The organism is Agarivorans sp. 2_MG-2023, assembly GCF_030548085.1.
In the GTDB taxonomy this organism is placed as follows: domain Bacteria; phylum Pseudomonadota; class Gammaproteobacteria; order Enterobacterales; family Celerinatantimonadaceae; genus Agarivorans.
Genome location: NZ_JAUORQ010000001.1, coordinates 516642 through 531135 on the forward strand (window position 1 = coordinate 516642; position 14494 = coordinate 531135).

The 14494-nt window shown below is 43.9% G+C and carries 14 protein-coding genes; 13 read left to right on the forward strand and 1 reads right to left on the reverse strand.

Annotated elements, in window-relative coordinates; genetic code table 11:
- The first annotated feature begins 387 nt into the window (after window positions 1–387).
- The 7 genes from nifH to cowN all read left to right on the forward strand — a co-directional run bounded on the left by nifH (window position 388) and on the right by cowN (window position 6199).
- The gene (gene nifH / locus Q4549_RS02195; protein WP_137673268.1) at window positions 388–1266 is read left to right on the forward strand and encodes a nitrogenase iron protein; all 879 of its coding nucleotides are present in this window, start codon (window positions 388–390) and stop codon (window positions 1264–1266) included.
- 42 nt (window positions 1267–1308) lie between these two features.
- Complete coding sequence (gene nifD, locus Q4549_RS02200) at window positions 1309–2754, forward strand: nitrogenase molybdenum-iron protein alpha chain (RefSeq protein WP_137673267.1); 1446 nt, start codon at window positions 1309–1311, stop codon at window positions 2752–2754.
- Window positions 2755–2845: 91 nt separating this feature from the next.
- Complete coding sequence (nifK, locus tag Q4549_RS02205; RefSeq protein ID WP_303552807.1) at window positions 2846–4417, forward strand: nitrogenase molybdenum-iron protein subunit beta; 1572 nt, start codon at window positions 2846–2848, stop codon at window positions 4415–4417.
- A gap of 54 nt (window positions 4418–4471) precedes the next feature.
- The gene (gene nifT / locus Q4549_RS02210) at window positions 4472–4684 is read left to right on the forward strand and encodes a putative nitrogen fixation protein NifT (RefSeq protein ID WP_137673265.1); all 213 of its coding nucleotides are present in this window, start codon (window positions 4472–4474) and stop codon (window positions 4682–4684) included.
- A gap of 43 nt (window positions 4685–4727) precedes the next feature.
- Complete coding sequence (locus Q4549_RS02215; RefSeq protein ID WP_303552806.1) at window positions 4728–5402, forward strand: NifB/NifX family molybdenum-iron cluster-binding protein; 675 nt, start codon at window positions 4728–4730, stop codon at window positions 5400–5402.
- Window positions 5390–5833, forward strand: coding sequence for a hypothetical protein (locus Q4549_RS02220; protein WP_303552805.1), 444 nt, complete (start codon window positions 5390–5392; stop codon window positions 5831–5833). Before Q4549_RS02215 ends, Q4549_RS02220 begins: the two co-directional genes overlap by 13 nt.
- Window positions 5834–5914: 81 nt before the next feature.
- Window positions 5915–6199 (forward strand): N(2)-fixation sustaining protein CowN, encoded by a 285-nt coding sequence (gene cowN / locus Q4549_RS02225; RefSeq protein WP_303552804.1) that lies wholly within the window; start codon window positions 5915–5917, stop codon window positions 6197–6199.
- A gap of 78 nt (window positions 6200–6277) precedes the next feature.
- Here cowN and Q4549_RS02230 read toward each other — a convergent pair whose 3' ends face one another.
- On the reverse strand, window positions 6278–7483 hold the full coding sequence (locus Q4549_RS02230) for a multidrug effflux MFS transporter (RefSeq protein WP_303552803.1): 1206 nt from the start codon (window positions 7481–7483) through the stop codon (window positions 6278–6280).
- 98 nt (window positions 7484–7581) lie between these two features.
- Between Q4549_RS02230 and Q4549_RS02235 the strand changes: the two genes are divergently transcribed.
- From Q4549_RS02235 to fdxB, 6 genes are all read left to right on the forward strand, one after another.
- Entirely contained in the window at window positions 7582–8067 is a 486-nt protein-coding gene (locus Q4549_RS02235; protein WP_303552802.1) for a MarR family winged helix-turn-helix transcriptional regulator, read from the forward strand.
- 538 nt (window positions 8068–8605) lie between these two features.
- The gene (locus tag Q4549_RS02240; protein ID WP_303552801.1) at window positions 8606–10627 is read left to right on the forward strand and encodes an RICIN domain-containing protein; all 2022 of its coding nucleotides are present in this window, start codon (window positions 8606–8608) and stop codon (window positions 10625–10627) included.
- Between the two features lie 237 nt (window positions 10628–10864).
- Window positions 10865–12268, forward strand: coding sequence for a nitrogenase iron-molybdenum cofactor biosynthesis protein NifE (gene nifE, locus Q4549_RS02245; protein WP_303552800.1), 1404 nt, complete (start codon window positions 10865–10867; stop codon window positions 12266–12268).
- Window position 12269: 1 nt separating this feature from the next.
- Window positions 12270–13667: a nitrogenase iron-molybdenum cofactor biosynthesis protein NifN gene (gene nifN, locus Q4549_RS02250; protein ID WP_303552799.1), complete on the forward strand. Its 1398-nt coding sequence runs from the start codon at window positions 12270–12272 to the stop codon at window positions 13665–13667.
- A 9-nt stretch (window positions 13668–13676) separates the two neighbouring features.
- Window positions 13677–14147 (forward strand): NifB/NifX family molybdenum-iron cluster-binding protein, encoded by a 471-nt coding sequence (locus tag Q4549_RS02255; RefSeq protein ID WP_137673257.1) that lies wholly within the window; start codon window positions 13677–13679, stop codon window positions 14145–14147.
- 41 nt (window positions 14148–14188) lie between these two features.
- Window positions 14189–14494 carry a ferredoxin III, nif-specific gene (fdxB, locus tag Q4549_RS02260; RefSeq protein WP_303552798.1) on the forward strand — a complete coding sequence of 102 codons (306 nt, stop codon included), beginning with the start codon at window positions 14189–14191 and terminating at the stop codon, window positions 14492–14494.

Below are 14494 nucleotides of genomic sequence, written 5' to 3' on the forward strand. Positions count from 1 at the left end.
TTACATAGATTTCATTCTTACTATTTTTATTAATTTTTAGTCATTTTCTTGTGTGCACCATTTAACCCGGCTTGATGTGCTACTAAGACTTATTCCTTAATAGACATTAAGCGCTGCTAATTGCTTGTGTTAATAGGTCACAAAATTAGTTTTAGCTCATGCGCTACACCATCCAAATTACCGAACCATCCCTCCAATACGCTAGTCACTTTTGCTACAAACGCGACATTTGCTCGAGCGATTGTCAGCTAGTTCAATTGTTTAAATACACTCGAAAACACATTAAATCCATATATTACAGTGCTTTACATTTTTTCTGAAGGCTTGGAACAGTATTCGCAATAGCTACTGCGGGAACCGTTAATCAAGCTAATAGGAAGAAATATTATGGCTATTCGTCAATGTGCAATTTACGGAAAAGGCGGTATTGGTAAATCTACCACTACTCAAAACTTGGTTGGAGCTTTAGCGGAAGCGGGCAAAAAAGTAATGATTATTGGTTGTGATCCTAAGGCGGATTCAACGCGCTTAATCTTACATGCAAAAGCGCAAAACACCATCATGGAAATGGCTGCAGAAGCTGGCTCAGTGGAAGACATCGAGTTAGAAGATGTACTTAAAGTGGGCTATGGCGGTGTTCGCTGTGTTGAGTCTGGTGGCCCAGAGCCAGGTGTTGGTTGTGCTGGTCGTGGTGTTATTACTGCCATTAACTTTTTAGAAGAAGAGGGCGCATACGAAGAAGACTTAGACTTTGTATTTTACGATGTACTTGGTGACGTTGTGTGTGGTGGTTTTGCCATGCCTATTCGCGAAAACAAAGCGCAAGAAATCTACATTGTTGTATCTGGTGAAATGATGGCGATGTACGCCGCTAACAACATTTCAAAAGGTATTTGTAAGTATGCTGCTACGGGTAGTGTGCGTTTAGCAGGTCTTATTTGTAACTCGCGTAAATGTGACCGAGAAGATGAGCTAATTGAAGCACTAGCCGCCAAAATCGGTACCCAAATGATCCACTTCGTACCGCGTGACAACGTAGTACAACAAGCTGAAATCCGCCGTATGACGGTAATTGAATATAACCCTAAGTGTAACCAAGCCAACGAATACCGCACGTTAGCCAACAAAATCATTGAAAACCAACTGTTTGTTGTTCCTACACCGGTAACGATGGACGAGCTTGAAGAACTATTGATGGAATTCGGCATCATGGATGAAGAAGACGAATCAATCATTGGTCAAACAGCTGAAGAAGCAACGGCTTAATCACTCATCTTAGTGAATATATCAATGCTATAGGAGGCAGCAATGTCAGATAAAAAAGCAGAGACTCAAGCGCTGATCGATGAAGTGCTAGAAGTCTATCCAGAGAAAGCTAAAGCTGATCGCAAAAAGCACTTAGGTGCTAATGACGGCGAAGCCGGCAGCTGTATTACCGCTAACCGTAAATCATTGCCCGGTGTAATGACCGCGCGTGGTTGTGCTTACGCAGGCTCTAAAGGGGTAGTGTGGGGACCAATTAAAGATATGGTACATATCTCTCATGGTCCAGTTGGCTGTGGCCAATACTCACGCGCTGGGCGTCGTAACTATTACACCGGTTACACGGGTGTAAATAGCTTTGGCACCATGAACTTCACTTCTGATTTCCAAGAGCGTGACATCGTGTTTGGTGGCGATAAAAAGCTAGCGACCATGGTTGATGAAGTAGAAATGCTATTTCCGCTGGCTAAAGGTTTGTCGATTCAATCTGAATGTCCAGTTGGCCTTATCGGTGACGATATTGAAGCTGTAGCTAAAACCAAGGGCGCAGAAATTGGCAAAACCATTGTGCCAGTGCGTTGTGAAGGTTTCCGTGGGGTGAGTCAATCACTGGGTCACCACATTGCTAACGATACCTTACGTGATTACGTATTGGATAAATCGGAAGGCAAAGAAGTCGCAACTACTGATTACGATGTCGCCATTATAGGTGACTACAACATCGGCGGTGATGCTTGGTCGTCACGTATTTTACTTGAAGAAATTGGCCTGCGTGTAGTCGCCCAATGGTCGGGTGACGGTACTTTGCCTGAGCTTGAAAATACCCCTTCAGTAAAACTAAACCTGGTGCACTGCTACCGCTCAATGAACTACATCTGTCGTCACATGGAAGAGAAGTATGGTGTGCCATGGATGGAGTACAACTTGTTTGGCCCAACCAAGTGTGAAGAGTCGCTACGCGCTATTGCTGCCAAGTTTGATGAAAAAATTCAAGCCAAGGCTGAAGAAGTGATTGCTGGCTACAAAGCACAATGGCAAGCGGTTATCGACAAGTACCGCCCGCGCTTAGAAGGCAAAAAAGTAATGTTATACGTAGGTGGTTTACGCCCGCGTCACGTTATTGGAGCCTACGAAGACTTAGGCATGGAGATTGTGGGAGCCGGTTATGAGTTTGGCCATAACGACGACTACAGCAAAACCGTCCCAGAAGTGAAAGACGCCACGCTTATTTATGATGACGTGACTGGTTACGAGCTAGAAGCCTTTGCTGAAAAACTTAAACCTGATTTGATTGGTGCTGGAGTTAAAGAGAAGTACATCTTCCAAAAGATGGGCATACCTTTCCGTCAAATGCACAGCTGGGATTACTCAGGTCCTTACCACGGCTTTGATGGCTTTGCGATTTTTGCCCGCGATATGGATATGACCTTAAACAACCCATGTTGGGACAAATTAACACCACCATGGAAAAGTGCCAAAGCTGCGGCTTAAGTGCTAGGCAAGATCAGGATGAGTGCACTAGCGCTTTACACATTAACTCAATTCGTAGTTCACAGATGAGTGGCGCGAAAGGAGAGAGAAAATGAGTCAACAAGTAGACGATATCAAACCTGGCTACCCCTTATTCGAACAGCCAGAATATAAAGACATGATGGCGCGCAAGCGTAGCGATCATGAAGAGGGGGCAAGCGACGAAAAGGTGAAAGAGGTGTTTGAGTGGACCACCACTCAAGAATATCAAGATCTAAACTTTTCGCGTAAAACCCTAACCGTAGACCCTGCCAAGGCCTGCCAACCTTTAGGCTCTGTGTTATGTGCTTTAGGTTTTGAGAAAACATTGCCTTATGTGCATGGTTCTCAAGGTTGTGTGGCTTACTTCCGCACGTACTTTAACCGCCATTTTAAAGAACCTGTAGCATGTGTGTCTGATTCTATGACCGAAGATGCAGCAGTGTTTGGTGGTCAGAAAAACATGTTTGACGGTTTGCAAAACTCATTAGCGTTGTACAAGCCAGAAGTGATTGCTGTATCCACCACCTGTATGGCCGAAGTGATTGGTGATGACTTAAATGCTTTTATTGGTAACGCCAAAAAAGAAGGCTACATACCTGAAGAACTACCCACTCCGTTTGCGCATACACCTAGCTTTGTTGGCAGTCATGTCACTGGATGGGATGGCATGTTTGAGGGTTTTGCTAAGTATTTCACGGCAAAAAGCATGGACGACAAAAAAGTCGCCAGCAACGGTAAAATTAACTTGGTACCGGGTTTTGAAACCTACTTGGGTAACTACCGCGTTATTCACAAAATGATGCAGCAAATGGGTGTTGATTACAGTTTGTTGTCTGATCCATCAGAAGTATTAGATACCCCAGCTGATGGAGAATATCGGATGTATGCGGGTGGCACACCACTAGCCGAGCTAGAAGATGCGCCTAACGCTATAACCACCTTACTGTTACAACCTGATCAACTGGTTAAAACCAAAAAGTTTGTTGAGGGAACCTGGAAGCATGAAGTGCCTGCCACCAACATCCCAATGGGCTTAGATTGGACAGACGAGCTATTGATCAAAATATCTGAGCTTACAGGCAAAGAAATTCCTGAATCTTTAGCTACTGAGCGTGGCCGTTTAGTCGACATGATGACCGATTCCCATACCTGGTTACACGGTGTGAGCTTCTCTATCTATGGCGATCCTGATTATTTGATGGGCTTAACCAAGTTCCTACAAGAACTAGGCTGTGAAGTTAAACACATTTTGTGTAACAACGCGGCCAAGCGTTGGCGCAAGAAGATGGAAGCTCTCATTGCGCAATCGCCATCTACTGCCAATGCTGAGATCCACGTTGGTAAAGACTTGTGGCATTTCCGTTCATTGATGTTCACCAACAAACCAGACTTTATGATTGGTAACTCTTACGGCAAGTTTATTCAGCGCGACACCAAAGCAAAAGGTGAAGAGTTTGAAGTGCCGTTAATTCGCTTAGGCTTTCCGATCTTCGATCGCCACCATTTACACCGCAACACAACATTAGGTTACGAAGGCGGTATGTACATGTTGACGACCTTAGTCAACGAGGTGCTGGCCAAGCTAGATCTTGATACCAGTGAAATGGGTAAAACAGATTATGGCTTTGACCTAGTCCGATAAGCTCCACTACCAAGCCTGGCTGGGAGTTGTTCCCAGCCAGCTTAAGGAACAGCAATGCCTAATTTAATCATAAGTCGCGAATCCTCAGGAGCGCTACAAGCCTATATCGCTAAAAAGGACCTAGAGCTTCCCATTAACTCATTGCAATTTGATCACGCTGATCAATGGGGTGGGGAGATAGAGCTAGGCGACGGCAGTAAATTCTATATCGAACCGGTTAGTCCAGCGCCAAGCTTGCCCAAAACATTTCGAGCTAGGCGAGCTTAGTGTGAGCTAGTGAGGTAAGACCCCATAAATCAAGGAAGCAGTTATGAAACAGCCAATGAGTGATAAGCTGGCCTTGCGGCTGGCAATGGCATCTAAAGCGGTGCCGGAAATAGGCTTAAAACAGTTTATTAGTTTGCTGGTAAAGCAATGTAGCGAACCGCTAACCGAAAGGAAACTGCGAACGTTAAGCCCAAAAGCATTACGTGGTGTACTGGAAGATTCTCGATTAACCATAGAGCGTGGCCAAGTAAATCAAGTACACGCAATATTAACCTCTGATCAAATTAGCCAAATGCAGGCACCCACTGTGCCTGCGGCAAAAGAGCTAGCAGGGCCAGTGGTGCAACTGGCTGTTAGCTCCAATAACTTAGAACAAATAGATGGTCATTTTGGTTCTTGCTTACGTTTTTTGGTCTATCAAATTAACGCAAGCGGTTATCAGTTAGTCGATGTACGCCCGGTAGCGGAAAACCTCAGTGGCGATGCGCGAACCTCTTATCTCATTGAGTTAATAAAAGATTGCCAATTGTTAGCGACTTTGTCGATAGGAGGACCGGCTGCAGCCAGAGTCAGCCGCGCTGATATCTTGCCGTTAAAACAACTCACGCCACAACCCAGCCAAGATATCCTTCAGCGCTTACAAAGCGTAATGGATACCCCTCCACGTTGGTTAGCGCGACTATTAGAAAAGCAGGAGGTGGAATTATGTCTACCTTAGAACCCGATGTACCGCATGCGACTAAGCAATGTAATTGTAAAGGTGATGGTAAGCTTCACCAGCCCCAACAAGCGGGGACTTACCAATGTGGGAATGACAATCCGTCAACTGCGAAACTAAAACATAATCGTTGTGGCTGTAGCGATAAAGCCCAACAAACCGATGAAGCTCTGAGTCAGAGTTTGATTGATACCTTTATTGCCAAAGTAGCTAACCAACACGACTACCAGCAGCAACTTGCTTGCTTTAAAAAGCATCATCCAAGTATTCGAATTATTGAATGCAGTGAAGACGATATGGCAGAACGTGAACCGTTTATCAGTGCCAGCTATTTTGATCTGTTCTTAATGGCGAACGGAACGAGTTGCGCGCGATTGACTAATAGTGTGGATCTAGCCATAGGCCTCGTTGTCGCCCTGCATGAAGAGTAATTAAGGACACATTTTCAATTTAATTTACTAAAGCTGCCTAGTAATAACTGCTAGGCAGCTTTTTAGTGAGGTGGCTCAACCATGAACAATAGACGTACCGACCGTTATATTTCATTTTGCAACATTCGTTGTGATGAAAATGCAGATCGTTTAATCACCCTTTTAGACCAGCATTTAGCGGCTGAGCATGGCGGCAAGCTTTGGCAAGACTACTTTAAAGGTAGAAGGGCAGAACAACTAAAAATGAAGCGTGACAACCTTAACTTTATTGGTAACCAAACGAATCCTTTATACGAATATTTTGCGCTTTGCGATGATAAGCAGGCCAGCGAGTTACTCTATACCATTGAACAAGAATGCTGTTAGCTTAGGCGTTATTACAAATTTGTAGAAAAAGCCAAATATAACTAGGTATTTGGCTTTGTGGTGATTCGCCGGATCCGATTAGCCGATTCCATGTTTTAGTTGATGGTGTAAGTCATGGGCATTTAAGGCATTAGCTTTTAAGGTCGACAGCAAGGCTATTAGTGCTGAACTTGCAATGATGAGAACCATCGGCCACAAGCTATTTGTCGAAAGCACTGCCGCGATAGCGCTGATGGCAGCGCCGGCAAAAAACTGCGTTGCGCCTAGAACGGCTTGCGCTGTCCCAGCCCCTTTAGCAAAATGTTTTAAGAAACAGGCATTAGCGTTAGACATGGTCCCACCAGTAGCCGCCATTACAATGATAAAACCACTTGCGGCAAACCAAAGATTTGTAGGCGCAATTGTTAGCGCGCTAATTAACACCACACCACCAAACAACTGTAGGGCTAAAGAGCTCACCAGCATATGCTCAGGTTCTGTATGGTTAAGCCGATAAGAGTTATAGCGGTTAACCATCACCACTCCTACTACGTTTGCAATAAACAGTAGTGAGAAGAGCTCTTCTGAAATACCAAATTTTATGATGTAAGCAAAGGGGGCATTGGTGATAAACGTCATCAAAACGCCATAGGCAAAAGCTTGCGCAACCAAGTAACCCAAAGCCTGTTTGTTTTTTAATACATCCAAAAAGCCTATCGAACTCGCATGAGGTGCAGCACTTCTATCTTGTTTGGGCATTACAAATATTGCCCATATCGCCACTACACAAGCAAATATGCCAGAGCTTATAAAAATCCAATGCCAGTTAGAGATTTGTAGAATCAAGGTACCAATTGAAGGAGCGATAGAAGGAGCAATCATCATGATCAGCATAACCAATGAGAACAGCTTTGCGGCTTCTTTACCTTCAGCGTTGTCCCGTATAACAGCCGGCACTCCTACCACTGCAACGCCACCGCCAATCGACTGAAGTATTCGCCACAACCAGAATAGCTCCAGGCTGTTAGCTAATGCTAAAAATACGCTGCATAGTGCAAAAATCAATAATCCCGCTACCATCACTGGTTTCCGCCCGTATTTATCGGATAAGGGTCCACCAATAAGTTGGCCTAAGGCCATACCAAAAACGTAAATGCTGACAGTTATAGCTACTAACGAAGTATTTACATCAAAATCGTTAGCAATAATCGGAATAGCGGGCAAATAACTATCAATGGCGTAGGGCGTCATCGCAAATACCGATGCCAGTAATAAAATCAGTTTTTTAGAAATCTTGTGTTGCATAATTCTCTCATATTTATCTTTCCAGAAAGATAGTATCTGGATATTACCTTTCCAGCAAGATATATTATCAATATCGCTTAGCGTTTAGAGAATCCAAATTGAAGCACCAAGAAAGCATCGACAGTATTTTGCGTTCCACCCAGTTAAACTGGCCAGAAGCCTACGAGACTATGTCCCCAGCTGTATTACGCATGGTTCGCGCCCATCATGGCTTTAATCAAACCTTGGAGAGTGTAATAGGGCAATATCAGTTGCAGGTGGCAGACTTTGGCATTTTAGTCACTCTTCGCCGTTATCCCGCCCCTTATTGTCTGTCGCCAACCACCTTGTACTCAGCGATGTTGTTTAGCTCTGGTGGCTTAACTAAAGTGTTAAACAGAGTCACCCAAGCGGGGTTAATCGAGCGCGTAGATAACCCTGAAGATAAACGTAGCAAGCTAGTACAATTGACCACTGCTGGTAAGACCTTGATTGACAAAGTAGTTTTAGAGTTACACCAGCAACAACAACGTCGTATGGCGGTGTTAACTAGCGACGAGCAGGCACAACTTAATCATTTACTCAGTAAATTGGGTGGCCGTTAAGCCCTTTAATTCACTGTCAAAACCGACGCTCTTTTTAACTACGCTTTGTACCGGTTCCTCTGGTTATGTTGAGTAATACCACTGCCGATACAAAGCCAATAGCCAACCATTAGTGAGGGAAACCTCTACTATTTTAGCTTTAAGACTTCGAGCTAGAAACGTTTAGCGAAGTCTATTTCTAGTAAATCCTAGCTTTTACCTTACTAATTAAAAATAAATTTAAAAATATTTTTGTTATTTGGTTTTGTAATACCTATTGGTTATTTTAATTCTAAAGTTTATTTACTTGGCCATGAAAATGTTTACTTTGTGATCTGTTCATTGTGAATACTATGGTTGTTCATTATGTAGTATTTTTAGTTTTCTGTGTTTTGTTGTTTTTAATAGGTTTGCAGTTGTTCTACAGGGTGTTGTTGAAATAATTTAGTCTTGTTATTTAGTTTCTCGTATGAATTAATAATTGGTTTGATCGACTCCATTGTTGGCCAGTATTGTTTTCAATACTTTAATGGATTAACTAATATAAAATGGGAACAACATGATTTTTAGAAACAAGATATCTCTGGGTGTCACCATGGCGTTTGTTATGTCAGCCCCCTTGTCGGCGGCTACGGTTAGCGACGCAGAATACCGTAATGTTGAGGTTCGCCATAGCGGTAAATGTATCGATTTGTCTGCTGGTAACACAGCTAACTTTGCCCCTTTTTCTCAATGGACTTGTGGTGAAAATAATGCCAACCAACGATTAGCTTTTGTTAACCAAGGTAATGGTTTTTACAGCATAAAAACTAAGGCCAGTAGTAAGTGCTTAGAAGTTAAAAATGGTGATGTAAGTAATGGCGCTGATATTCAACAGTTAGATTGTCAAGTAAACGATGAAAAACAATATTGGTCGTTGCTAGACATGAATAATGGCTGGTTTAAATTAAAAAACCAACAAACAGAAAAATGTTTAGATGTAGCAGGTGCCTATACAGAAAACGGTGATGAATTTCATCAGTGGGCATGTTTAGCCGATCATCCTAATCAAGAATTTCGATTTATTTATGATGTAGACAATGGCGACAACGCTAATCCTGAAGACCTTGTTGGCACTATAAATATCGAAGCCGAAGATTTTGTCAGTCAGGGTGGCACTTTTGACGATAACCAGCAAACACCGGTCAGTAAATATACCGTCGCTGGGCAAGGTGCTATTAACTACATAAACAGCGGTGATTTTGTCGATTACGACGTTAATGTAGACAAAGCCGGTATGTACTTAGTGAGTTTTAATGTTGCTACCGCCATCACCGAAAACTCAAGCATTGAGTTACTGGTAATGGAAGGTGGAGCATGGCGTTCTTATGTTCAAGCTCAAGTACCAGCCAACGGTTGGGATAACTTTTCACCACTAACTGCTAATACCGAAGTAGCGTTACCAGCGGGTGTTCAACAAGTGCGTATTCACGCACTAGGTACAAATGATTGGCAATGGAATTTAGAATCTTTCAAATTGGTTTGGCAGGGTGAATTAACTGGGCCCACAGAGCCTCCATTGTTAGATGACGACTGTGACGGCGTTCTAAATGCTAACGATTTATGCCCAAATACGGGGCTAAATGAAGCCGTAGACCAAAATGGATGTTCACCATCACAGTTAGATGACGATAACGACGGTGTGAATAACGCCATCGATCTTTGTCCAAATACGCCACCTGGAACCTCGGTAGATAACAGCGGTTGCGAAGTTTCCTCACCAAACGTCATCGACGTAAATACAGCCGATGCTAGTTTACCTAGTTTTGTGTCTTTTAATAACACAACTCCACAAGGTAAACGTTGGGAAAAAGTAGATAACCTATCTGATGAGTTTGAATTTTGGAATGGTGCTAAGTGGTTAAAAACCAATTGGAACTATGGAAATACACCAGTCAACATGCTGAACAAGAATTCAGGTGTGGCCGACGGTAACTTGTGGATCCAAGCAACCTTAAATGCTGACAGCCCTAACCAGTGGTTTGAATCATCTAGAGTACGCTCGGTAGCCAAAATCAAGTTCCCGATGTATACCGAAAGCCGGATAAAAGTGGCTAACATTTCGGCCTACTCAACATTCTGGTTAAACAATGGTGACATTAACAATCGCGATGAGATTGATATCATCGAAATCAACCCTGTTCCTACCTGTAACTGCCAGCCAGACTTTCCTTGGAAAATGAACTCGCAATACTTTATTGCTAAAAACGGCTCAACAGAACGTAACCATGGTAACTCTGATAACCGTACCGATTTATCGGATCAAAATACTTTGCAAGGTGTTTTATGGACCGAGGATTATCACGTATTTGGCGCATGGTGGAAAGATGAGCATACCGTACAGTTTTACCTAAACGGTGAACCAGTAAACAAGGTAACCACCCAGCAGCCATTCACGCTTGAGCAATTCATTATTTGGGATTTGTGGAGCCAGGATTCAAGTTGGGTAGGGGGTCTTCCTCAAAAAGATGACCTATTAAACAACGACAATAACATTATGAAAGTTGACTGGATCCGTACCTGGAAATTAGTCAACGAGTAATCCTTTGGCTTAAACAACATTCATAGTTTTAAAGGGCTTACCTTCACGGGTAAGCCCTTTTTTGTTGGTGATTAAGGTGTACGAGATACCTATACATTGTGTTGTTTGGCAGTATTTTGTTGTGTTTGCTACAAGAGAATATTCATATATATCAATAGCTAAGTCTTTGGAATGTCTGTTGCAACTAGAACTGCTGAGTGCTTTAACAAGCAAAGTTGCAAGTGATGAGGAGTAAGCATGAAGCGAAGTGATATTGCTGAATTATTAGATGAGCCAGCTTGTGAGCATAACCAAGGAGAAAAGAGCGGCTGTGCCAGGCCGGTGCCTGGTGCAACTGCGGGTGGTTGCAGTTTTGATGGAGCCCAAATAAGCCTGCTACCGATTGCCGACGTTGCCCATATTGTTCATGGGCCTATAGCTTGTGCTGGGAACAGTTGGAATAACCGAGGTACTCGCGCCTCTGGTCGCAACTTGTTTCGATTAGGGTTTACCACAGATTTAAACGAACAAGACGTGATAATGGGTCGAGCAGAAAAACGGTTACTTCACGCTATAAAAACCGTTATCGAGAAACATCAGCCACCAGCTGTGTTTGTTTACGTTACTTGTGTTCCTGCCTTAGAAGGTAATGACGTTCACGCGATATGCAAACTGGCCCAGCAGCGCTGGGAACTTCCCGTTGTTGCAGTAGATGCAGCCGGTTTTTACGGGAGTAAAAACCTAGGCAACCGCATTGCGGGAGAGGTAATGGTAAAACAGGTTGTGGGAAGTGCTGAGCCGCCAGCAAAACCCTTAATGCGCCACGATCCAACACGTCAAGTAAACGATATTGTGCTGATAGGTGAATACAATATTGCTGGAGAATTTTGGCACGTATCACCCTTGCTAGAACGTTTGGGTTATCGGGTATTAAGCTGTATGTCGGGAGATACCCGCTTCCACGAAATTCAAACTATGCACCGAGCCGACGCGGCCATGGTGGTGTGCTCTCGCGCGCAAATAAACGTCGCACGTATGTTAGAAGAACGCTGGGACATTCCCTGGTTCGAAGGCAGTTTTTATGGCGTAGAGGATACATCAGCAGCATTAAGAAGCTTCGCTAAATTGATCAATGATCCGCAAGTGATCCGCGAAACAGAGGTATTGATAGCTGAGCAAGAAATTGCCATCCGCAAGAAACTGCAGCCTTATATTAATCGCTTAACTGGTACTAAGGCCCTGCTGTATACCGGCGGAGTAAAGTCGTGGTCGATAGTCTCAGCATTGCAAGAGCTAGGCGTTAGCGTAGTGGCTACAGGGACCAAAAAATCCACTGCTGAAGACAAAGCCCGTATTAAACAAATAATGGGTGACGAAGCGTTAATGTTAGACGAAGGCGGTGCAAGAAACCTATTAGACATTGCTAGCCAACAACAGGCCGACTTATTAATAGCAGGTGGGCGAAACATGTATACCGCGCTTAAAGCGCGCTTACCGTTCCTCGACATTAACCAAGAGCGGGAACACGCCTACGCAGGCTACGAGGGCATGCTTACCTTTGCTAAAGAACTGTGCCGCACCTTAGAAAGTCCGATTTGGCCGCTGGTTGCTAGTACTGCGCCGTGGCAGCAAAAAGTACGATTAAGCAGCGAGGAGCAATAATATGAGCAAAGATAACTATCACATCGCTATAAATCGCAGCGCCTTAGTAGAACAACCGTTAAAAACCAGTGCGGCTACCGGAGCAACCTTAGCCTGTATGGGCTTAAGCAATGCCATCCCTTTAATGCATGGCTCACAGGGATGTGGGGCGTTCGCTAAGGTTTACTTGATACAACATTATCGCGAGCCCATACCGCTACAAAACACCGCCATAGACCACATTGCTGCAGTAATGGGTGGCGACGACAACTTAAGCAAAGCATTGGCGCTGTTATGTGAAAAACATCATCCTCAGTTAATTATGGTGGTAACTACAGGCTTAACGGAGATGCAAGGCTGCGACGTAGCTAGAGTTATTCGTGAATTTAAAGCTAACCATCCGCAGTATTCAAAAAGTAGACTGGTTTCTGTATCAACCCCAGATTTTAGCGGCTCGATGCAAAGTGGTTTTGCACATGCTGTTGAAGCTTGCGTGCAACAGTTAATTGTAGAACCTACCGTTGATAGCAAATCTACGGTTGTAGTACAGCCACAACTTAATGTGTTTTGCTCAGTGGCCTTAACCAGCGCAGATTGTGAGTTAATTGAACGGTATTGCTCAGCGTTTGGATTTAACGCGGTGTTACTCCCTAATTTAAGTGATTCCTTAGATGGCCACTTGGCCGATGAAGATTTTTCTAACACCAGTACTGGCGGTACCGGGGTAAATCAAATTACCAGCATGGTAAATAGCGTAGCGAGTTTGGTGATTGGCGAATCTCTATTACCCGCAGCAAAATTGTTACAAGAACACTATGCGGTGCCTTATCACTCTTTAGGTCTGGTTATGGGCCTAGAGAAGAGTGACAAACTGGTAATGTTGCTGTCTAGGCTATCCAATCAAGCAGTGCCCGATTGGATAAATCGTCAACGTAAACGGCTGCAAGACGCCATGTTAGATTGCCACTTTCTGTTATCGGCTAGCCAAGTGTCTATGGCCTTAGAGCCCGACGCCGCAGGGGGTTACGCAACATTGTTAGCCGAGAATGGTGCAGTGTTAAACAAACTTGTCACAACCCTCAATGTGCCAGAACTTAAAGCGATTAAAGCAAATAACGTGGTAGTAGGGGATCTATCAGACCTTACCAGTGTTATTGCCGATAGTGAGTTTGTTATAGGCAATACCCATTGCGCCAATTTATGCGAGCCCTCCACACCGGTATTACGAGCAGGCTTCCCTTGCCATGATCAGTTTGGTAATAGCGATACGCTGCAAGTGGGATACGAAGGTGCCAGAGATCGCTTATTTGCCATGGCTAATTTACTAAAAGCCAATCATCAAGACGAAGTACCTGCCCATGTAAGTGCTTACCGTTTTGAACCAGAAAGTTGTGTTAAACATCCACTGCCCATTTCCTAAGGTGCTGCTATGAATGCGATGGAAAGAAAGCTTTCAATTATCGAAGACGGCCAACAACGCGAGCACTGTTTTAAAGTGGCTTTTGCCAGTGAGAGTAAACACAAGGTTGACCAACATTTTGGTAGTGCACATACCTTTTTGATTTACGGTTTTGGTGAGCAACATATTCAACTTATTGAAGCGCTGCAGTTTGAAGTGACTAAACCTGGTCACGACGCTGGGCGCTTGAGCCAACGCATCGAAGCCCTTAAAGGCTGTGCAGCCGTATTCAGTAACGCTTGTGGCCAACGAGCAATAGAAAAACTTAAGCAATCGGGTATCAGTAGTTTAATGGTAGATAGCGATATAGAGCTTAGTGTTTTGTTGGGAGAAATTCACTTGCAGTTTGTTCATCAACCGATGGCGTGGATGCAAAACAAACAGACTGATTCAGCCGAACAAACCCAACGTTTAAACGAACTATTAGATGAGCCTTGGTAACAAGGTAATGGAATGTAAATTAACTAAAAAAGGAAAGAGTAATGAGCGATAAAAACTTTATGGGGCTCACCAGAGACGGATCACCTTGGGAACCGCAGTTTGTTACGGCATTAGATCAAGATGCTTGTATTGGCTGCGGGCGGTGCTACAAAGTTTGCCCACGTGATGTGTTTGATTTGGTTGAACGAGAAATAGACGAAGATGACGAAGCCTATGACGATTATGACGACGATGTAGTGATGGTGATGGAGCTGAAAAACGCCGGTGATTGTATTGGCTGTGCGGCTTGCTCTACCGTATGTGCTAAAAGTTGCCACACCCATACACCCGCTAGCGCTTTGGTCTAG